A 19,132-nucleotide genomic window follows, 5' to 3' on the forward strand; every position below is an offset into this window, starting at 1 on the left:
AAACAGAACTCACATTTTTTTGGCATGTGATCTGTTCACAAAACAGAAGAAACGACTCCCAACGTTTATCGGGAGCCGCATTTACTGAATAGGAGGGTCTTCGGAAAATCAGGCGTGTCCACCACCGATCAAGCCGATACCCGAAGTCAGACCGAACCAAGCTTTAACCCGCAGACCGACTGCCTTGATGATACCCATAGCCTGGATCCCGTGGGCAACAAGTGTTCCCTCCATGTCACCTTCAAATTTGGTGGTGTAGGATTGGACGATGCAACCACTACCTGGCACCAAAAGTTCGCGGTGTTCTGGGTGCACCAGATCGAGATGCACAACGATCTGACCCCGTTTCGCCTTTTCACTCGGCTCAATCAGGCGACCGCTAGGCGCGAGCTGACCCGAAGAAATCTGCTCCTGAATACGTACGATCCTTGCAGGAAGAACGGTGTTGCGCATTGAGATGTTGAAGTTGCTTTCGCATGCCACCTCTGCGGCCATACCTTCGTACAGTTCGGTGCGAGAAACCTGTGAGAAGCCGGCTACGACGCGTCCTTTCTCTACATCTTTTCGGTCGGGTACAATCAGCATGGCGGGGCTCATTGCGGCTTGCGCTGCGCGTGAACCAACATTCAGGGTAACTTGTTCAACTACACCATCGACAGAGCTGCGCGTCAGGGTCTTTGAGAGTTCCACCTGAGCCTGCTGTAACGATGCACGCGCCGATGCAAGTTGGGCGGGCAGAACAGCCGTTGCCTGAACTTGCGCCACACCAAGTTGCGTTTCAGCAGCCTCAACCTCAGCTTCCCGAGTGCTCAAAGTTGCTTGAGCGCGCTCCAGCTGGCTCACTTGAAATGCTGCAGAGCCCTTTGCTTGAAGTGCCTCGTGATCCATCAGCACCAACTCAGCCTGTTCTCTAGCGGTAACTGCTGCATCCACCACGGCCTGCGCGGTCTGGACCTGCAACTCAGCGGCCAGTTTCGCGCTTTCAATCTCTTCAACTTTGCGCATCGCAAAATCTACAGCGGCTTGCTCCGACGCATTCTCGACTGCAAACAGCGGATCGCCCGGTTCGACACGATCGCCGCCCTTTACATAGATGTCCGTAACGGTTCCGCCGTTCTCGGCGACGACCGGAACAGTTCTGAATGGCACGAGGCCGGTGTAGGACTTGGGATAGTAGTAGAATACAGCAAAGAACACGATCAGGGCGAGAACGAACCACATGAAGAGCGCTCGGTGAACATTGTAGAGGGTGACCGGTAGCCCGCGCCATTTCAGATAAATCACGCGCAGGACAAACGGAAAAGAGGTTACTAGAAGCTCAATCATTTTGACAACTCCTCTTTCGATGGACGCCACCACAACATGAAGTCGCGAGCGATTGCGGTCAGGATTAAGGCACCCGGCAGTAGACTGCTGAAGTGGCTCAGGGCAGGCATCAGCTCATACGCCAAGGCGACAGTGAGCATTGTCGGAATAGTTGTGCGCAGCGGAGTGCCGATTGACTTGTGTTCGGTGTAGCGTTCAAAGCGCGCGTACAGATGTACGACCAGCAGGATCGCAAGGGCGAGAACGACCAAGCCTACCCATGCATAGGTGTCGGTTTGGTTGGGCGCGACCCACCATCTAGGATCGCCGCCAGCGGCGAAGGCCGGAGTTGAAATGACGCCAACTAAGGGCGCCATTAGGAACGCGGGTGGTTTCATGTTTCAGTCCTTTTGTTACGCAGCCACGCTGCGCATGTAGATTTTCAGTGTTTGGAGAACGTCAATTCTCGGTTGGTTGTTGTGCGGGTTCTGAGGGCTGTTCCTGCGGGGCGTAGGGTGGATCCCAACGACGTCCGTTCGGTGTTTTCTCGCCAAGTGGCGAAGTGTTCAGACCGCGGATGTTACCCCCGGCCCACTCTTGCTTGGCGGAGTTTTGGATTGCCTTCAGTACGCGGTAGTACCTTGCGAAGTAGATCATGGTCGTTTCCTTTCTGATGACCCGGACCTAACCGTCGTCGCGCCTGCAATCCTGAGGGTTCTGGACATTTGTTGTTGGCTTCTGGACAATTGCTGTGACTGCAGGGAGTTGCGTGCCATTCAGGGGAGGACGCGAAAGTGCCACGCATCAGCGCTTACAGACTGCGAAACGTCGGGCTGCGTTATTCTCAAGAACCCGGCGCGCGCATTCCGTTTCCCGAAGTCCTGGAAATGGCGGGGGCACCCGTTGATATCGGCGATAGCCCCGACGCAACTGTCGAGCTGCTACATGAGGCGGGCGCAGTTGAAACTGCCTGCCGGGTTTTGGAAGACAAAACTTTTGCCGCGCGCGTTGGGCTTTCGGCGCAAGGTCCCGGAACACTTCTGGCCTACATCGTGCGGGCAGCCGAAACGGTGGAAGACGCGCTGGTATTGACGCAGCGCTTTTATGCAATGCAGGATCCTGACTTGCGTCTTGACGTAGTGGGGGGGGGCGAAAAGCCAAAGATCACTCTGGAGAGCAGTGTTATCCCGGCGCATCAATACCCTCGCCACCGTGAAATGCTGATATTCGGTCTTTATAAGCGTGTTCAACAAATCACCGCTGGCGGGCTTGCCCCGATCTCTATCGAGTTGGAAACGGACGACGACGAGCACTGTCGGCAGCTGGCGGATTTGGCGGGATGTGATGTCGTAGGCTTCAAGTCCGGATACGCCTTGGCTCTGCCCGCTAACGGCATGAGCTTTCGGATACCAACGGCAGACCCCACCTTATTGGGACATTTACAAAGGCACGGAGAAGAGCAACTGAAGGCGCAGCCTGATGCAGTCCGTAGTCTGTCCGACCGCATAATGGATATGCTCGGCGAACGTCTTCCCGGACCGATACCAAACGGCGACGATATAGCCGGAGAACTTGGCCTGACGCGTCGGACCATGACACGGCACCTGTCGGCCGAGGGAACAAGCTTTAAGGCTCTTCTGGAAGGTGTGCTGTGCGACCTGTCCAAACGCATGCTGCGTAGCGGTGAGGGTGTTGCCCGTGTTGCCTTCATGCTTGGATTTGCGGATCAGGCCGCCTTTTCGGTGGCGTTCAAGCGCTGGACAGGTGAAACGCCTGCCAGATTCCGTAAAGCTGGCCGCTAGAGGGACTGGCACCGGGGATCGAAAGATGTCCAAGATCCACAAAACCTTGTCCCGTCTCCAAAAGAAAGCGGGCCATCGGGTCACCTAGTTCAATGGCACACAGCAGCCACGGTGGTTGCTAACCCAGAACAAGGATGAACCCTATGAAGACCTCGAAGAAATTCATTATCGCCCCGATCTCAGGCGCACTTCTGATCACCATGGCGGCAACAGCTCATGCTGACTACGTCACCGACAAGGCGATCAAGGGTGCAGTTGTCGGCGCCACTGTCGCCGGTATCGCAGGCGAAAGCATCGTAGGTGGCGCGGCCGCTGGTGCCGCAGTCGGAGCCGTAGGCGGCGCGATCCAAAAGGACAATTTCGAAGACGCGCAGGACGAAGCCCAGGAGCGTCGCGACGACTTTAAAGAAGAACACAAAGACTGGAACGACTAAGACACCACCCCAGTGAAGCAAACAAGGAGAAACACAGCCGAACAAACCCGACCGGTCAGCATGCGCTGTTAGCATCCAGACGCAGTTTGACTGACCATCCCGCACAGAACTCGCACAGTTTCTGATAGGTTGCCATCCAGCTCACAAACGAGCCGGGTGGCAACTTTGTTTTGAGCCCTCGAACGCAATTGTTTCCTGAAGACGCGGTTTTGACTTTCAGCCTCAGTCCCAGCCAAGGGGAACTGGGTTTTGTCCAAAACCCAAAAACAACCGTCCAGAACCCAAATGAACTGAAACAGGCAACAACCCAAATCCGGCTCATCTGAATGACATCGATGAGCTGGCAGCCGAGGTACTTCTGTTCACTGCCGCACTTTGCAACCCAATGCCAAAGGAAACGGCAATGAACTTATTCGCAAACTTTGACGCAGAGACCCTGGCACGCATCCAGTTTGCCTTTACTGTGTCGTTTCACATCATCTTCCCGGCCTTTTCCATCGGCTTGGCAAGCTTCTTGGCCGTCCTCAATGGCCTCTGGTTGTGGCGCAAGGACAAGGTTTACCTCAACCTGTTCAACTACTGGAAAAAGATCTTCGCAGTTGGTTTTGCGATGGGTGTCGTATCCGGCATCGTGATGTCGTACCAATTCGGTACGAACTGGAGCACATTCTCGGACACCGCAGGCCCTGTAATCGGGCCCTTGATGGCTTACGAGGTCATGTCAGCCTTTTTCCTGGAGGCAGGCTTCCTCGGCATTATGCTTTTCGGTCGCGAACGCGTCGGTCCGAGCTTGTACATGATGGCCACAGCGATGGTCGCTCTTGGCACTCTGATATCGGCTACGTGGATCTTGTCAGTCAATTCTTGGATGCAAACCCCAGCTGGATTTGACATCAACGAACTGGGGCAGTTCATTCCCGATGACTGGTGGTCGATTGTCTTCAATCCGTCCTTCCCCTACCGCCTGACGCACATGGTTCTTGCCGCCTATCTCACCACTGCTTTTGTGGTGGCCGGGGTTGCGGCGTGGCATTTGCTGCGGCGCAATCGCACGGCTGAGATCACCCGAATGTTCTCGATGGCAATGTGGATGGCCGTTCTAATCACCCCTCTGCAGATCGTTGCCGGCGACCTTCATGGTTTGAATACGCTGGAGCATCAGCCGCAGAAAGTGATGGCGATGGAAGGTCACTTTGACAGCCACCCCGAAGGTGCACCGCTAATCCTGTTCGGCATTCCAAACGAAGATGAAAAGCGCGTGGACTACGCCATCGAAATCCCGAAACTATCATCGCTGATCCTGAAACATGACCCCAACGCGCCGCTTGACGGGCTGGACACTATCCCCGATGACGAAGAACCCCCGGTCGCGATCGTATTCTACAGCTTCCGCATCATGCTCGCCATCGGCTTTGCCATGCTGGGTATCGGCTTGTGGTCGCTTGTTCAGCGGGTTCGCGGCCGTCTCAACGACGATCGCTGGTTGCAGAGGACATCCGTTCTATTGGCACCCAGCGGGTTTGTCGCGGTACTGGCCGGTTGGATCACCACCGAAGTGGGGCGCCAGCCGTACACAGTTTACGGGCTGATGCGGACATCGGACTCACTCTCACAAGTGGATGCACCTTCTGTTGCCGCGTCTTTGATAGCGTTCATCGTAGTGTATTTCGCCGTGTTCGGAGCGGGCACGTTCTACATGCTGCGCCTCATGGGCAAAGCACCCGCCGAAGGTCCTCGGGAAAATTACAGAACTATTGAAATCCCGACTATGGCGGAGGCGGCGTAATGCTTGAACTCTCGACAATCTGGGCAGGCATAATAGCATTTGCCGTTTTAACCTACGTGATCCTGGACGGTTTCGATCTTGGAATTGGAATCCTCTTTCCATTCGCGAAAACCGACAAAGATCGGGATGTTATGATGAACTCAGTCACTCCGGTATGGGACGGGAACGAAACCTGGCTGGTCATGGGCGGCGGAGGTTTGTTCGCTGTTTTCCCGCTGGCTTATTCCGTGGTGATGCCCGCGATCTATTTGCCCGTTATCATCATGCTTCTTGCGCTTGTTTTCCGCGGTGTCGCCTTCGAATACCGGTGGCGAACGGTGCGTGGGCGCTGGCTGTGGGATGTCGCGTTTCACGGCGGTTCAACCGTGGCTGCCTTCTGCCAAGGCATCACGCTTGGCGCGCTGGTTCAGGGCATCCCGGTCGAAGATCGGCTGTACGCAGGTGCACAGTGGGATTGGCTGACGCCGTTCTCTGTCCTATCGGGTGTGGCCTTGGTGATCGGGTATGCCTTGCTGGGCGCGACCTGGCTCAATATGAAAACAACGGGCGGAATACAGCACCAGATGCGTTCCTATGCACGTCCACTGATGCTCATGACGCTCGGGTTGATTGGCCTCGTCAGTCTTTTGACCCCGTTCCAAGATCCGATCTATCTGATCAGATGGTTTTCGTGGCCCGGTGTAGTTTTCTCTGTGTGTGTGCCGGCTGTTGTTGCTCTCATTACTTGGATGCTTCATCGCGGCCTGAAGACACAGCGCGACTATCAGCCCTTCTTCTGCGCCATTGCCTTGTTTGTCGTGTGCTTCATTGGCATTGGGATCAGTTTCTATCCCTATATGCTACCCCCAAGCCTCACGATTGCCGAAGCCGCAGCACCTGACAGCAGTTTGGCTTTCGCTCTGGTCGGAGCCGTCATTCTGCTGCCTGTGATCCTTGCTTACACCGCCTACACGTACTGGGTATTCCGCGGAAAGATCGATCCAGAGGAGAGCTTCCATTGAAACTGATAAAGCAAGTTTTCTGGTTCGGCGCGATATGGTTCGGCAGCGTCTTGTGCCTAGCCAATGTCGCTTACGTTATCAGGTTGTTCATCACCTAAAATTGCAAAGATACCAATGCTCGCGCGTCGGCATGTCCAGCTCGCGCAAACATTAGTCCAAGCGCCGAAAGAAACCCCGTTCCAGCTCACCAGACTTTCAATAACACGCGGCTGGCTGGGTCGTCTCAAACTTAACAATGCAAGGGGGCTGTAATGCTTTCTCGTCAAAAACAAATGTCTGTGAAGTGGGATCAGATTGACCCGGCTCTGCCCACTCTACCTAAGCAACAAAAGCTGGGCGATAGCCGCTCGTCTGGCATGTTGCCAAAGCTATTCACAGGGCTCCTTGCAGCAGGGTTTGCGACCTTCGTTCTATTGCCATTCACTTCGGCCCTTACAGGAACTGTTACGAAAGACCTCTTCCCAATTGTCCACATATTGCTCGTCCTGCTCTTTGCGCTTGTCGTCTTTGCTTCCACAGCCGCAATAGTACTGAAAGGATCAACACTGCGAGCCGTCCTTGGGCGAGGATTGGCCTCTCTCGGTGCAGCGCTTATCATTTCGCCCGTAGGGCTTTCGATCCTGTTCGCATTATACCTGAAAGACTGGGTATCGATCGTAGTAGACACGTCTATCGAGCAGGCGGGAAGAACAGCGATATCCCTGTTTGGCGGTATCTTCGTTGCCAATGCCCTCGCTATGGGATTGGCGTTTGGATGTTTGTCTCTGCTACTTGGGATCAGGCTAATGCAAAATCGTCCAAAACCACTCGCTTCGCCTTAGGCGAGTAAACTTTCGTTTTGGGCTCAACGCGGTCATCTGACAAAAAATGTCGGATGACGGCTTTGCGGACAAAGCCGCCGTTCAGTTTTTGGGTGGTTCGTACGGATCAGGCGTTCCCGGTGGGATTGGAGGGTGTTCCTCGAAGGTTGCAATGTGCTCCTGCAACTGCGGCAGCGCCTTTTCGGCTGCCCATGTGTGCGGGAAGAGTACGCTTTCACGCTCGTGTGGATCATTCAAAAGGTCTTGTCAGAAGAACTTGGGTTGAGCGGGGCAGGGGTGTTGCGCAGCTTTTTCTCATGACCAGACCTGCCTCTTTCAAGTACTTCAAAACCAATCCCGAGATTATCCGCTTGGCGCTGATGCTGTACATCCGTTTCCCGCTCTCGCTTAGGAATGTCGAAGATCTGCTGCACGAACGCGGGATCGACGTGAGCCACGAAACTATCCGGTATTGGTGGAACAGGTTTGGCCCGACGTTTGCTGCTGAGATCCGAAGAAAGCGTGTTCAGCAGCTGCGCGCAGTCTCTAAATGGAAGTGGCACCTGGACGAGGTTTTCGTGAAGGTAAATGGTAAGCGGCATTATCTTTGGCGGGCCGTTGATCACGAAGGCGAGGTGCTGGAAGCAATCGTCACCAAACGCCGAAACAAGCAGGCTGCACTGAAATTCCTCAGGAAATTGATGAAGCGATACGGTAAAGCGGAAAACGTCGTCACGGATCGCTTCGCCTCATACAGAACCGCGCTCAGAGAGCTGGGCGCGCTCGAAACACAAAAGACGGGCAGGTGGCTCAACAACCGCGTCGAGAATTCACACCTTCCTTTCCGACGACGCGAACGCGCGATGCAACGGTTCAGGCGCATGCGAAATTTGCAGAAATTCGTCTCGGTCCACTCCTCTGTCTACAACCACTTAAACCAGGAAGGATCGCTCGCAAGCCGAGATACCTTCAAGCTGACCCGCGCCGCCGCTCTTAGCGAGTGGCGTCAACTTTGTTCCGGATAGGTTTGCGGTTTCCGCGGCAAACTGAGACTGGTTCGAATTAGTCTGACAGCACCAACTGCTGCAATCTGACCTAAAGCAGACACTGGTCTAAACTTCAGGCTGTGTATGGACTTCTTTCTTCTCTGACAGAGTTAATGCATTGTGCATGAGCATGTTTCGAGGATTGCATGAAGATAGACGAATACGATTTTGTCATTGTTGGCGCCGGTTCGGCCGGCTGTGTCGTTGCCGAAGGATTGAGTCGCGATTCGTCAGTTTCTGTCTTACTTCTCGAAGCCGGGCCAATTGACCGTAACGTCATGATACAAATTCCCGCCGGAGTTTATCGGGCCTTCCGAAACAAACGGATCAATTGGAATTACGTATCGGAACCCGAAGCCGGGTTGAATGGCCGCCGGATACCAACCCCGCGAGGGCGAGTTGTGGGAGGGTCTTCTTCGATCAATTCAATGGTCTATATGCGTGGTCATCCAGACGATTTTAACCGCTGGGAGCGCGATCATGGACTTGCGGGTTGGGGGTATGCCGACTGCCTTCCTTATTTCAAGGCAGCCGAAAGCTATGATCAAGGAGCCAATGATTGGCGAGGAAACTCGGGCCTTCTAAAAGTAACACGCACAGATAACACTGACCCACTAATCGACGTTTTTCTTGAGGCTGGCGCACAAGCCGGACAGGGAGCAAGTGATGATCTGAACGGTCAGCATCCTGAGGGCGTGGCGCGCTATGACGCTACGAAAAGCCGCAATCGCAGGTGCAGCGCTGCAACAGCTTACCTGACCCCGGCATTACGGCGCCCGAACCTTAAAATGCAAACTGGAGCCCATGTCGAAAAACTGGAAATTCGCCGTCACCGCGTTGAGGGTGTGACGTTCCAGCTGGCTGGGGAGCATAAGACTGTAAGGGCGAAACGAGAAGTTGTCTTGTGTGGCGGAGCGATCAACTCGCCTCAATTGCTCATGTTGTCCGGTATAGGTCCGGCGGATCATTTGCGTGATTGCGGCATCCAAGTTCTTGCTGATTTGCCTGGCGTTGGCCAAAATCTTCGGGATCATGCCAAGATAAAGCTGCAGTTTGCCTGCCGCAAACGGCTTGCATTTCACCGCATCGGCAATCCTTTGGTCAGGGCGACCGCAGGGGTGCAATGGGCCCTGACCGGCCAGGGCATCGCTACGTCCAACATATGGGAAGCGGGTGGCCTCATACGCAGCAACGATGATGTTTCCCATCCCAATCTTCAGTACCATTTCGGCCCCTTGGGATTTACGGTTCAAGGGGATCGTATCACGATCAATCAGGCGTTCTCAGTCAACGTAGATCATGCAAGACCACGAACGAAAGGCTACATCGAACTTAACCGCACCACGCCTCGGGGACCACCAAGGTTGCATTTCAATTATCTTGCCGACCCCGACGACCTGCGCGAAATGGGAGAAGGTGTGCTCCGCGCGCGCGAGCTTGTGGCGCAACCGGCCTTTGACGAGTTTCGCGGCGCGGAAATGACTCCGGGTGCCGATTGTCGAACAAGTGAGGATATCGAGGCCATGCTGCGCGAGAGAGTGGAAACCGCTTTTCATCCGTCGTGCACCTGTCGGATGGGCCATGATGGACTGGCGGTGGTTGATAACAAATTTCGTGTGCACGGAATTGAAGCCTTGCGCGTAGTGGATGCTTCGGTTTTGCCAGAGATTACGAGCGCCAATCTCAATGCACCTACGATGATGATCGCGGCCAGAGCTGTGGATTTCATGCGGAATGCACCACAGTTGAAACCGATGCACGAAGAGGCGGTCCGCACAGGTAAGGAGCGCGCGCGATACAATTCTGTTGAATGTTGACACAGGCTTTCTGGTCGCTGACAGCACAATGGGCATCTAAGCTGACTTTTGCGTCAACTGTAGCGAATTTACGCTTCGTCCCCCAAACTGTGAGTTCGGACAGCACCATAGCGCGCAATCGCAGCGAAAGACCGGTAAGCGGATTGCGGCTGCAACATCGTGAGGGTGGGACGAAGGTCCGGAAAGGGCCGTGACACTCAGTTGGGGCGGGCAGCCGCGCTGCCTGCCCTGGAACAATACTGTCCTCTCATGCCGAGGCTGTCTTGGGGCCAACTGCCTTCAACAGCCGTGCAAAGATCATCACATGCGTGACCAAAAGTACCGGCACAAAGAATGTTGGAATGAACCAAGTGGGGCCAAAGTAGTTAATTGCCTCGGCCTGGCGCAAGGCGTTCACCAGATCGACAGTACCAAGGATGTTGAAACCCCACACCAACGGAAGGGCAACCACTGATCTCCATCGCAAAGCGATAAGCGCGGCGATTGCTAGAAACGCCGAGAGTAGATCGCCATAGCTGGCGCTGGTTGCGAACACCTCGGGCAAACCTCCGTTGTTGAGATTTGGTACCATGAAGCTCATTCCGATGTGTCGGAAAGCATGCGGCAGCAGCAGCATTGAGAGCGCCGCAGCCACCGACAGCCGTGCAAGCCAAGGTGCAACGTACCATGCCGCGATCAGAGCAAAGACAAAGAGACTCATCGCGAATTGAAGAAGGAATATCACTGTGGGGGTCATCTGATCGATCCTTTCGATATGCGTCTTTTTACGTGAATTGGGGGTGGGCAGACCGTCATGCTCGAGCCGCAGTTTGCGATACGCTCGCCTCGGCCCGGATCGTCTCCAGTGAAGCGGCAGGAGTAATCTCTTGGGCTTTTCCAGTGGCGACATCGTAAAGCAAGGCCGAGACGGTGATCGCGTCCGGTACCTCCGGTGCTGCCGCTAGACGCTTGATGTCTGCCGAAAGGTCGCTTTCCTGATCCGTGATCGCGTATTCGGATACGTCAATCCCAAGCTTTTTCAACAGCGCGTCCTGAAGGTCCGGATTGGACAGCCGCTCGGCTCCACATTGTGTGTGCTGCATCAGGATGACGTTGAACCCCTGTTCGCGGCCCTCCGTCATAGCGCTCACAAGAAAGGCGAGGGTGGCGATTTCTTCGATTGCGGCGCGCGTAACCCGTCCGCCATTGTTTCGGATCACAACCGCGTCGCCAAGCTCCAGTCCGAGGATGTGCGCGGGATCGACCCGGGCATCACCGCAGGTCAGAACAACCGTTCGCAACTTTGGCAGGATCGGCAGGTCAGCACTGTCAAAGCCCGCCGCGAATTCCTGGTTTCGGGTGATGAGTTCGTCCTGAACGTTCATGAAGAGGTCCTTTCGTCTTGGGGGGCAATCCTTCGTCGTTTGCGGTCTCAGGCAACACGCTTCGGTTCGGTTTGTACGTCCTTGGGTTGGTGCTTTTCTGTCCAGGCCGCATTGTCCTGACAGTACGAAGCGGATGAGAGCTGCACGTAGTCTCGCTGCTTCTGAGCGTGATCAAGATCGAACGGGCGCGTCGTGAGAATCTTCAGGAAAATGCCGATCGCGCCTATGCTGCGGGACAGGCTGCGCACCAGGTCGGGTTGTTCAGCGACCTTGCGTCGTACAATGCTTTCGAAGGCTTCAGGTTCGTGTCCGCTGACTTGGAACACATCTTCGGTTGGGGCATTCACCGCGAAGGCGCCTCGCCGGTACTCTTCTGAATAGATTGCAAGCTGGGTGACTGCCGCTTCCGAATAGTTTGCAGGGCGAAGGGCTTTCAGCGCCTTGACCATCATTCGTTCGGAAATATCGGCATAGCGTACCCGCCGCCCCAGCGCGCGGCCCATTGCTTCGGCGATCTCGATGGGCGACAGCAGCGTTGGACCCGTGGGACGATAAGTCTTGCCTGCATGGTGTGCCGGATCCGTCAAGGCACCGACAACCACGCGGGCAATGTCTTCGTTTGAGGGGGCGGCATTCTTCTTCACGTCGCCGTCGCCGAGCGGCATCGTGAACTTCCCAAGATGGGCCGCCATGCCCAGTACCATCAGGTAGTTTTCGGCAAACCAGCCGACATTCACCGTGGTCACAGACATCTCGGGACGCATGCCGATCAGGATATCGCCCAGGTATACTTCACGTGTAAACAGTGATGGGTGATCTACGCTCGAAAGCCATTGGCTAAGTGTAACGACGTGTTCGACCTTTGCTTCGTAAGTCGCAGCGGTGAAGACCGCACTGAAGTGCAGCCCATTGGGTGCTGTGGGAGCGCATTGATACGCCCGCTGCACGCCTTTCATCGCCGAGCGCATGTCGCTCAGGGAATACTGGTCACCCACGAATAGTTCAGCGCCCGCGCGTTCGAGAATATCAGAGCGATGATCCCTCTGCCGTATGAAAGCGCGGACAGGATAGGCTTTGGCTCTGAGCTGAAGCGCGACTTGCAGCCCGGTCTTACCGCTTGCGCTGGTGACGAGGATCTTAGGCTTGGCAGGCACGGGCGCACTCCTTTAGATGATGCTTGCAATCTATAATTTAGATGATACATATAATCTTAATTGTCAACCCCGCCTAGGAGTGCGAAAATGCCGAGAATGTCGGAAGCGGAAAAAAAGCGCAGTCACAACAGGATACTGGATGCTGCAGCACAGTTGTTCCGCGAACGCGGGGTCGAAGCGACAAGCGTCGCTGACGTCATGAAGGCAGCCGGAATGACACATGGTGGTTTCTACCGGCACTTCGAGTCGAAAGAGGATTTGATCGCGACAGCCTTCCGGCACGCGATCGACGATGTTGTTTCAGGCATGGAACGCGAGGAATCCAGCGAAGGGCGAGGGAAGGAACGTCAGGACTACATAGCCAAGTACCTGTCCCAAGCTCATGTTCAAGACAGTCGGCATGGATGCCCGTTGGCGGCGATGGGAACCGAGCTTGCCCGCACCAAGGGCGCATCTAGGCACGCGGGCGCTCAAGCTTCGGATCGCATGGCGGCCCTTTTGCGGGACACGCCGGAAACCGGCTCGGACCAGGGCCTGGCTGCGATGGCACTCCTGATGGGTACGATCACTCTGGCTCGTTTGGCAGGAACTGAAGACGAGGCGGACCGAGCTCTGGAGGCCGGACGCACTGCCATAGTTTTGCTGCAGGATCATTGGCCGAAAGGCAGGTCTTAAACTGCGGCAGGGTATTCCGCGAGATTGGCGGCTATGTTGTGCGTTGTGTGAATTCGTTCTGTCGTTGATCATGCAGCGGCAGCGAATGGCAGCTTCGAAGGGCCGCACAGCCGCAATCAGAACCTGTAGTCAAAGTCGGCTCTGGGCCGACGTCGGCTGGCGTAATGCTGCAGGTCCGCCAATGACTGCGAAGGAGCCCAAAGTAAGGTCTTGTCAGAAGAACTTGGCTTGAGGCGGGCAGGGGGCTTTCGTAGCTTTTGCCCATGACCAATCCTGCCTCTTTCAAGTATTTCAAAACCAGTCCTGAGATCATCCGCCTTGCGGTGATGCTGTACATCCGTTTCCCGCTCTCGCTTCGGAATGTCGAAGACTTGTTGCACGAGCGAGGCATCGACGTGAGTCACGAAACTGTCCGGTATTGGTGGAACAGGTTTGGCCCGATGTTTGCTGCTGAGATCCGAAAAAAGCGTGTTCAGCAACTGCGCGCATTCTCCAAATGGAAGTGGCGCGTGGACGAGGTTTTCGTGAAGGTGAATGGCAAACGGCATTATCTTTGGCGGGCTGTTGATCACGAAGGTGAGGTGCTGGAAGCCGTTGTCACAAAACGCCGAAACAAAGCTGCAGCACTGAAATTCCTCAAGAAATTGATGAAGCGACACGGTAAAGCGGAAAACGTCGTCACGGATCGCTTCGCATCGTATCGGGCTGCTCTCAGAGAGCTTGGTGCTACCGAAAAACAGCAGACGGGCAGGTGGCTCAATATCCGGGTTGAGAACTCGCACCTGCCGTTCCGACGACACGAACGCGCGATGCAACGTTTCAGGCGCATGCGAAGTTTGCAAAAATTCGCCTCCGTCCATTCCTCCGTCTACAACCACTTCAACCAGGAAAGATCGCTAGCCAGCAGAGATACCTTCAAGCTGACACGCACCGCCGCTCTTAGAGAGTGGCGTCAACTTTGTTCCGGATAGGTTCGCGGTTTCCACGGCAAACTGAGACTGGTTAGAATTCATCTGACAGCACCGCCATAAAAAAGGCGAAATCGACCACCTTCTGACTGCCTTTTGAACCGGCCAGTGTGCCGACTTTTCACAATACAATTGAAAATTTCTGGCTTTGGCAACCTCCGGCCAACAGTCACCACGTGATGCGTATCGGTGACATCGCCCAAACCATTGTTGCCTCTTTCTCCGTCTTGTTGCGAAAGCGATGCGCGATCATGGATGGGTAGGAAAAGCTGTCTCCTTCGCGCAATGAAATGATTTCGTCCCCGAGACGTAGCTCAACTTCACCGCTAAGAACTATGGCGTGTTGCTCACCTTCAAAAGAATAGCCTTTGAGTGGCTCGGGTGGTTCTCCTGCGCCGGGGCGGAACCGTGATAGGATCAAGTAACAATGGCCGGACAATGTGCTTGAAAGCAACTCGTCCTCAAAACCTAATTCATCAGTTGAGCGCGTGTACATCGCGGACAGCGCCCTACGGTTTTCGCGTCGCACGACGTGCTTTCGCTCAAGAGGCCCGTTGCCTTCCTGTTTGGGAAAGAACCAATTGGGTTCTACTGCAAGCGCATCGCTGATTTCGCCAAGCAGGTCGTTCGACACCTTGGCCGCCCCAAGTTCAATTCGGCTGAGATAGGCTTTGGAGCACGACACCACCTCGGACAGGTGTTGTAGGGTCAATCCACGCGCTTTGCGCACTTCGCGAATTTCACTGCCGAGCCTTTGGGCGTCGGTCTGAGACACGTCACTATTCATGACTTCAGAATAAATGATTTTAGTTGACTTTTCGAGCTCAAATCAACTTAGTTGAAAAGAAGGGGAAAAATCAACTGATTTTCCATCGGCTGGGAGAAAGTTATGCGCTTTGATTTGATTGCCAATTTTAGCCCCGGTGAGACGATTCCATGGACGCGCACGCTGGAGATGATCCTCGAACAGTGTTCGCTGGCCGAGCAGGCAGGGTTCACGACCGCATGGTTCACCGAGCATCATTTTGCCCATAACGGTTACATGAATGCGCCGCCCAACCCGATCCAGATGGGGACCCACGTTGCCGCGCATTGCAAGACGCTGCGGGTTGGAACAGCGCCCATCATTTTGCCTGACTGGCATCCTTTGCGCGTGGCTGAAGATGCCGCGATGCTGGATAATATGACGCTGGGCCGTTTTGATTTCGGCGTCGCCAAGGGCATCAATGAACGCTCGACCCTCCAGTTCAATAAAGATGCGGACCGGCGCGACAATGCCAAGGTTATGCGGCTGTATCAGGAGAGCCTTGAGATTATCCTGAAAGCCTGGACCAACGAAGCGTTCACCCATCATGGTGAGTTCTATCAATTCCCTGTTCCCGGCTGGAAAGAGAGCAACCGGTTCTTTGACCCTCTGGATCCGCGTTATCACGATAAAGATGGCGAATACAAAGCGATGTATGTGCATCCGCGCCCCTATTCCAACCCTCACCCTCCGGTCTGGCTGATGTCAAATGCACCGCCCACATTCAAACTGGCCGGGGAACGCGGTTGGGGCGTGATCTCGATGGCGGCTGGCCCCAAGGTGACGCTGGCCTGTTGGGAGCCCTACCGCCAGGCCCTGTCGCAACGCGAAGGGCGCGAGGTAAGTCTTGGCGAGGGCGTTGGTGTCTGCACAGCGTTTTATGTCGGTGAAAGCATGGAAGAAGCGGTGAACACAATCCGTGGTCCGATCAATGCCTATTACGAATTTCTCGGCGGGTCGCGCCCCAAGGGGGAATGGACCAAGCACGGCTATCTGGATGTCGGCGAAGAGATGACCCCCGAAGATGAGGACATGGACTGGTTTGATTTCCTCAATAAACGCGGGATCATTGTGGTGGGAGATGCCGAATATGTTGCGGATCGGTTTGCAGAACGGCAGGAAACCATCGGCCTCGATCACCTCATGCTGATGCAGCAATATACCGGCGTTCCTTACGAGAAAATTCTGGCCAGCTGGCATCGTCTGTTTGAGCATGTCGTTCCCAGGTTCGGCACGCAGTCCATCGCGCAAAAAAGGATGCTGGAACATGCTTGAGATTTGGGGGCGACCCTATTCGTCGAACGTCATTCCGGTGATCTGGACAGCGAATGAACTGGGGTTGGACTACGCGCTGCAACTTGCCGGGGGCAGCTTTGGCAAGCTCGACACCGAGATGTATGCGCAGATCAATCCCAACAAGATGATCCCGGCGATCCGCGACGGGGATTTTGCGCTGTGGGAAAGCCTTGCCATCGTACGCTACCTCTGTGATCGATACGGGGCAGGAACGCTGAGCCCGTCCGATATTCAGACCCGCGCGATTGCGGATCAATGGATGGAGTGGTCGGCAAGCCGCGCCTTTGGGCCGGTGATCTATCTGTTCTTCGCAACGGTGCGCACGCAACCGGGCAAGCGTGACCCTGAAAAGATCGCCAAGCTGCGCGATGAGGCGCACGAGGCCCTGACCCTTCTGGACCGGCACCTTGCGGAGCGCACCTATGTCTGCGGCGACAGCTTCACCATGGCGGATATTCCCTTGGGATGTGTGGCCTATCGTTATTTTAACGTCGAGGTCGACCGCCCGTCCTTGCAGAATGTCGAGGCCTGGTATCAGCGACTGGCGGAACGCCCCGCCTATCAGGATCACGTCATGCGCCCGTTCGGGACCAACCCCGATGAATGGGCTGCCTTGGAAAAAGCCTGTGCCAGCGAAGGGGTGCTATGATGGACGTCCGAGAATATCGCCGCGCACTTGGCGCCTTTCCGACGGGTGTTACCATTGTAGCCACCTATAACGCGGACAGAGAACCGTGGGGCCTGACCGCCAACTCATTCACTTCGGTCTCATTGCAGCCGCCGGTGATCTCGGTCTGTGTTGCAAAGTCAGGCCGGGTCTTCCCAACGCTGTCGCAATCGGATCATTTTGCGGTCAATATCCTGTCGGCCGAGCAGAAAGACCTTGCTATGCACTTTGCAAGCGATGTCGAAAACCGATTTACCGACACCGATTGGATCCCCGGAACCGCGACCCCCTTGATCCCCGGTGCCTCGACGCAATTGGAGTGTACGGTTCACAGCAGGGTCGACGCAGACGATCACGAGATCCTCTTGGGCCGCGTCATCAACTACGCCCACGCGCCCGCTCCGCCCCTTGTCTTTTGCCGCGGCGCGTTCTTCTCCGCGCCCCAACCCGAGGCTTCATCATGAGCGATCATCTGACCTTTCACACACGCTTCGGCCCTGATGAATTCGACGCTCAATATAATCTAAGGGCAGGGCGACCGGACTATGAAGTGACCGTCATTCCCGGTTGGAGCAGCGATAGCGAGACAGCGCGCGCCACCTGCGATTGCAGCCTGGACCTCCGCTATGGGGAAGGCGAGAAGCAAAGGTTGGATGTCTTCCGCTGCTTGGACGCGGCTGCGCCGACATTGGTCTATTTCCACGGCGGCTATTGGCAGCGTGGTGACAAATCGATTTACAGTTTCATAGCGCCACCCTTTGTTGCCGCGGGGTTCAATGTTGTCGTCGTTGGCTACGATCTTTGCCCATCCGTGACCATTACGCGTATTTCAGAAGAAGCGCGTGAGGCCATGGCCTATATCTGGCGCAACGCGCGCGATCTGGGCATCAATCCAGACCGCATCACCGTGATGGGTCATTCCGCTGGCGGACATATCACCCAGATGATGATGGCGACTGATTGGCCTGCGTTTGGTGATGATCTTCCCGCGGACTTGATAAAATCCGGTATCCCGGTGTCACCGCTCAGCTATCTCGAACCGGTCCGTCTGACCGAAGCGCTGAATGCGGGCATCCGCATGGATCCAACAGAAGCCGAGGCTGAAAGCCCGATGACCAACCACCCCCCGGTCACCAATGCGCCTCAACTGGTTGTGGTCGGCGGTGCGGAAACCGAGGAATTCCACCGACAGGCACGCATGTATGTCGAAAAATACGAAACAGCAGATCGCAAGGTGGGTCTCTATTTCGTGCCGGGCGTGGATCACTTTGACGAACTGAATGTGCTTGTCGACCCGGCAAGCCCCTTCTTCAAACACACTTGCGACATGCTTCAAGGAAAAGGACTGCAATCATGACCGCTTTGACCCGTGACCTTGTCGACTCGGTCGGCGACGCTTTTAACGCGAACGACATTGACGCTGTGATGAAGCATTTTGCAGACGACGCGACATTTGACCATGCCGTTGGCCCCGAAGAACATGGCATACGTCTGGAAGGTGCCGAGGCCATTCGCAACGCCTTTTCAACCCTGTTTGAAAAGGTTGCGAACGTGCATTGGGAAACACTTGACTGCACCATTTCTGGAAACAAAGCCTGTTGTGAATATCGCCGCACGGCCACGCACAAGGATGGCACCAAGGAAGAGTTTCTAAGCGTCGACATCTTGACCTACCGCGATGGGCTGATCGTTCACAAAGACACGTATTATAAGCAACGCACAAGCTGATCCGACAGTCTCGGACGCAGCCAGACACGCAGTCGTTTTACCGAACCTTTCCCAGTTTGGTGCCGCTGGGGTTGCTGGCCCGAGCGGCTGTGACTTCTAAAGCCAGGTTTCATTTCCAGATTGGGGCTAAGCGCTTCTGGCGTAGAAATTCAGGTGTTGAAATCCCGATCTTTGAACGTCATGTGTCCACTGGATGCAATCTTAGGGCGAGGCCGGTTTGGACGTTCAGCCGAGATGTAAGATTGCGGATCTATCGGGTGGTGAAGGCCGAAAATTGTTGCCATTGAAATTCACACCTAAGCATATGAAAATCGGCAATGCTAAATGGTGGCGCACCATATTATTTACAAAAAATATTATTATTCGTGAATTTTTTTACAAAATTATGTTTCAAAAATAGGAATTTATTGAGGAATTTTCATTCCGCTTTCCATTATTGAGATGCACAAAAGTGCGCTTTTGTCCGCTGGAAGAGGAGCCAGAG

The 19,132-nt window shown here is 55.0% G+C and carries 21 protein-coding genes; 15 read left to right on the forward strand and 6 right to left on the reverse strand.

The genetic code is table 11. The features are described 5' to 3' along the window. Positions 1 to 108: 108 nt before the first annotated feature. Positions 109 to 1,326 (reverse strand): HlyD family secretion protein, encoded by a 1,218-nt coding sequence (locus ACR0B0_RS02050; protein ID WP_170349366.1) that lies wholly within the window; start codon positions 1,324 to 1,326, stop codon positions 109 to 111. Beyond that, the gene (locus tag ACR0B0_RS02055) at positions 1,323 to 1,703 is read right to left on the reverse strand and encodes a hypothetical protein (protein ID WP_480646199.1); all 381 of its coding nucleotides are present in this window, start codon (positions 1,701 to 1,703) and stop codon (positions 1,323 to 1,325) included. Before ACR0B0_RS02055 ends, ACR0B0_RS02050 begins: the two co-directional genes overlap by 4 nt. Before the next feature lie 396 nt (positions 1,704 to 2,099). Between ACR0B0_RS02055 and ACR0B0_RS02060 the strand changes: the two genes are divergently transcribed. The 8 genes from ACR0B0_RS02060 (at position 2,100) to ACR0B0_RS02095 (ending at position 9,991) form a co-directional block, all read left to right on the forward strand. Continuing rightward, positions 2,100 to 3,107: a helix-turn-helix domain-containing protein gene (locus ACR0B0_RS02060; protein WP_480646201.1), complete on the forward strand. Its 1,008-nt coding sequence runs from the start codon at positions 2,100 to 2,102 to the stop codon at positions 3,105 to 3,107. 143 nt (positions 3,108 to 3,250) lie between these two features. Continuing rightward, positions 3,251 to 3,541, forward strand: a complete 291-nt coding sequence (locus ACR0B0_RS02065; protein ID WP_058283947.1) for a glycine zipper domain-containing protein — start codon at positions 3,251 to 3,253, stop codon at positions 3,539 to 3,541. Between the two features lie 403 nt (positions 3,542 to 3,944). After that, positions 3,945 to 5,327: a cytochrome ubiquinol oxidase subunit I gene (locus tag ACR0B0_RS02070; RefSeq protein WP_480646203.1), complete on the forward strand. Its 1,383-nt coding sequence runs from the start codon at positions 3,945 to 3,947 to the stop codon at positions 5,325 to 5,327. After that, the gene (gene cydB, locus ACR0B0_RS02075) at positions 5,327 to 6,328 is read left to right on the forward strand and encodes a cytochrome d ubiquinol oxidase subunit II (RefSeq protein WP_480646205.1); all 1,002 of its coding nucleotides are present in this window, start codon (positions 5,327 to 5,329) and stop codon (positions 6,326 to 6,328) included. Before ACR0B0_RS02070 ends, cydB begins: the two co-directional genes overlap by 1 nt. Continuing rightward, positions 6,325 to 6,426, forward strand: coding sequence for a DUF2474 family protein (locus ACR0B0_RS02080; protein ID WP_170348197.1), 102 nt, complete (start codon positions 6,325 to 6,327; stop codon positions 6,424 to 6,426). The genes cydB and ACR0B0_RS02080 overlap by 4 nt, the downstream gene beginning before the upstream one ends. Before the next feature lie 153 nt (positions 6,427 to 6,579). Continuing rightward, positions 6,580 to 7,149: a hypothetical protein gene (locus ACR0B0_RS02085; RefSeq protein ID WP_480646207.1), complete on the forward strand. Its 570-nt coding sequence runs from the start codon at positions 6,580 to 6,582 to the stop codon at positions 7,147 to 7,149. A 296-nt stretch (positions 7,150 to 7,445) separates the two neighbouring features. After that, positions 7,446 to 8,153 carry an IS6 family transposase gene (locus ACR0B0_RS02090; RefSeq protein ID WP_480646209.1) on the forward strand — a complete coding sequence of 236 codons (708 nt, stop codon included), beginning with the start codon at positions 7,446 to 7,448 and terminating at the stop codon, positions 8,151 to 8,153. Between the two features lie 167 nt (positions 8,154 to 8,320). Then, positions 8,321 to 9,991: a GMC family oxidoreductase gene (locus tag ACR0B0_RS02095; protein ID WP_480646211.1), complete on the forward strand. Its 1,671-nt coding sequence runs from the start codon at positions 8,321 to 8,323 to the stop codon at positions 9,989 to 9,991. A gap of 247 nt (positions 9,992 to 10,238) precedes the next feature. Here the strand turns inward: ACR0B0_RS02095 and ACR0B0_RS02100 are convergent, their stop codons facing one another. Genes ACR0B0_RS02100 through ACR0B0_RS02110 form a run of 3 tightly spaced genes read right to left on the reverse strand, consistent with a single transcriptional unit; the run spans position 10,239 to position 12,509 of the window. Further along, positions 10,239 to 10,727: a hypothetical protein gene (locus ACR0B0_RS02100; RefSeq protein WP_170357719.1), complete on the reverse strand. Its 489-nt coding sequence runs from the start codon at positions 10,725 to 10,727 to the stop codon at positions 10,239 to 10,241. A gap of 55 nt (positions 10,728 to 10,782) precedes the next feature. Beyond that, positions 10,783 to 11,355 (reverse strand): carbonic anhydrase, encoded by a 573-nt coding sequence (locus ACR0B0_RS02105; RefSeq protein ID WP_170415104.1) that lies wholly within the window; start codon positions 11,353 to 11,355, stop codon positions 10,783 to 10,785. Positions 11,356 to 11,402: 47 nt separating this feature from the next. Then, positions 11,403 to 12,509, reverse strand: a complete 1,107-nt coding sequence (locus ACR0B0_RS02110; protein WP_480646214.1) for an NmrA family NAD(P)-binding protein — start codon at positions 12,507 to 12,509, stop codon at positions 11,403 to 11,405. A gap of 87 nt (positions 12,510 to 12,596) precedes the next feature. Between ACR0B0_RS02110 and ACR0B0_RS02115 the strand changes: the two genes are divergently transcribed. Together ACR0B0_RS02115 and ACR0B0_RS02120 are read left to right on the forward strand one after the other, a co-directional pair. Then, complete coding sequence (locus tag ACR0B0_RS02115) at positions 12,597 to 13,184, forward strand: TetR/AcrR family transcriptional regulator (RefSeq protein WP_480646216.1); 588 nt, start codon at positions 12,597 to 12,599, stop codon at positions 13,182 to 13,184. Between the two features lie 263 nt (positions 13,185 to 13,447). Continuing rightward, entirely contained in the window at positions 13,448 to 14,155 is a 708-nt protein-coding gene (locus ACR0B0_RS02120; RefSeq protein ID WP_480646218.1) for an IS6 family transposase, read from the forward strand. A 166-nt stretch (positions 14,156 to 14,321) separates the two neighbouring features. Here the strand turns inward: ACR0B0_RS02120 and ACR0B0_RS02125 are convergent, their stop codons facing one another. Further along, the gene (locus ACR0B0_RS02125; RefSeq protein WP_170374670.1) at positions 14,322 to 14,927 is read right to left on the reverse strand and encodes a helix-turn-helix domain-containing protein; all 606 of its coding nucleotides are present in this window, start codon (positions 14,925 to 14,927) and stop codon (positions 14,322 to 14,324) included. Positions 14,928 to 15,041: 114 nt separating this feature from the next. On the opposite strand from ACR0B0_RS02125, the gene ACR0B0_RS02130 reads away from it, so the two are divergent. From ACR0B0_RS02130 to ACR0B0_RS02150, 5 genes are read left to right on the forward strand one after another with little or no spacing between them, the layout of a single operon-like run. Then, positions 15,042 to 16,232, forward strand: coding sequence for an LLM class flavin-dependent oxidoreductase (locus tag ACR0B0_RS02130; protein ID WP_170348205.1), 1,191 nt, complete (start codon positions 15,042 to 15,044; stop codon positions 16,230 to 16,232). After that, positions 16,225 to 16,902, forward strand: a complete 678-nt coding sequence (locus ACR0B0_RS02135) for a glutathione S-transferase family protein (protein WP_170348206.1) — start codon at positions 16,225 to 16,227, stop codon at positions 16,900 to 16,902. Before ACR0B0_RS02130 ends, ACR0B0_RS02135 begins: the two co-directional genes overlap by 8 nt. Continuing rightward, positions 16,899 to 17,384, forward strand: a complete 486-nt coding sequence (locus ACR0B0_RS02140) for a flavin reductase family protein (RefSeq protein WP_170348207.1) — start codon at positions 16,899 to 16,901, stop codon at positions 17,382 to 17,384. Before ACR0B0_RS02135 ends, ACR0B0_RS02140 begins: the two co-directional genes overlap by 4 nt. Then, on the forward strand, positions 17,381 to 18,277 hold the full coding sequence (locus ACR0B0_RS02145; RefSeq protein WP_170374673.1) for an alpha/beta hydrolase: 897 nt from the start codon (positions 17,381 to 17,383) through the stop codon (positions 18,275 to 18,277). The genes ACR0B0_RS02140 and ACR0B0_RS02145 overlap by 4 nt, the downstream gene beginning before the upstream one ends. Then, a complete protein-coding gene (locus ACR0B0_RS02150) occupies positions 18,274 to 18,648 on the forward strand; it encodes a nuclear transport factor 2 family protein (RefSeq protein ID WP_170348209.1) in 375 nt (124 codons plus the stop codon). Before ACR0B0_RS02145 ends, ACR0B0_RS02150 begins: the two co-directional genes overlap by 4 nt. Positions 18,649 to 19,132 lie beyond the last annotated feature (484 nt).

Source organism: Ruegeria sp. BA12 (assembly GCF_056539625.1).

What these genes read in the sequence shown, in the direction of transcription:
- ACR0B0_RS02070 (WP_480646203.1), top strand. Translation starts at nt 3,945, where the DNA reads ATGAACTTATTCGCAAACTTTGACGCAGAGACCCTGGCACGCATCCAG.
- ACR0B0_RS02095 (WP_480646211.1), top strand. Translation starts at nt 8,321, where the DNA reads ATGAAGATAGACGAATACGATTTTGTCATTGTTGGCGCCGGTTCGGCC.
- ACR0B0_RS02050 (WP_170349366.1), bottom strand. Translation starts at nt 1,326, where the DNA reads ATGATTGAGCTTCTAGTAACCTCTTTTCCGTTTGTCCTGCGCGTGATT.
- ACR0B0_RS02135 (WP_170348206.1), top strand. Translation starts at nt 16,225, where the DNA reads ATGCTTGAGATTTGGGGGCGACCCTATTCGTCGAACGTCATTCCGGTG.
- ACR0B0_RS02140 (WP_170348207.1), top strand. Translation starts at nt 16,899, where the DNA reads ATGATGGACGTCCGAGAATATCGCCGCGCACTTGGCGCCTTTCCGACG.
- ACR0B0_RS02115 (WP_480646216.1), top strand. Translation starts at nt 12,597, where the DNA reads ATGCCGAGAATGTCGGAAGCGGAAAAAAAGCGCAGTCACAACAGGATA.
- ACR0B0_RS02120 (WP_480646218.1), top strand. Translation starts at nt 13,448, where the DNA reads ATGACCAATCCTGCCTCTTTCAAGTATTTCAAAACCAGTCCTGAGATC.
- ACR0B0_RS02105 (WP_170415104.1), bottom strand. Translation starts at nt 11,355, where the DNA reads ATGAACGTTCAGGACGAACTCATCACCCGAAACCAGGAATTCGCGGCG.
- ACR0B0_RS02150 (WP_170348209.1), top strand. Translation starts at nt 18,274, where the DNA reads ATGACCGCTTTGACCCGTGACCTTGTCGACTCGGTCGGCGACGCTTTT.
- ACR0B0_RS02130 (WP_170348205.1), top strand. Translation starts at nt 15,042, where the DNA reads ATGCGCTTTGATTTGATTGCCAATTTTAGCCCCGGTGAGACGATTCCA.
- ACR0B0_RS02100 (WP_170357719.1), bottom strand. Translation starts at nt 10,727, where the DNA reads ATGACCCCCACAGTGATATTCCTTCTTCAATTCGCGATGAGTCTCTTT.
- ACR0B0_RS02145 (WP_170374673.1), top strand. Translation starts at nt 17,381, where the DNA reads ATGAGCGATCATCTGACCTTTCACACACGCTTCGGCCCTGATGAATTC.
- ACR0B0_RS02055 (WP_480646199.1), bottom strand. Translation starts at nt 1,703, where the DNA reads ATGAAACCACCCGCGTTCCTAATGGCGCCCTTAGTTGGCGTCATTTCA.
- ACR0B0_RS02065 (WP_058283947.1), top strand. Translation starts at nt 3,251, where the DNA reads ATGAAGACCTCGAAGAAATTCATTATCGCCCCGATCTCAGGCGCACTT.
- ACR0B0_RS02085 (WP_480646207.1), top strand. Translation starts at nt 6,580, where the DNA reads ATGCTTTCTCGTCAAAAACAAATGTCTGTGAAGTGGGATCAGATTGAC.
- cydB (WP_480646205.1), top strand. Translation starts at nt 5,327, where the DNA reads ATGCTTGAACTCTCGACAATCTGGGCAGGCATAATAGCATTTGCCGTT.
- ACR0B0_RS02090 (WP_480646209.1), top strand. Translation starts at nt 7,446, where the DNA reads ATGACCAGACCTGCCTCTTTCAAGTACTTCAAAACCAATCCCGAGATT.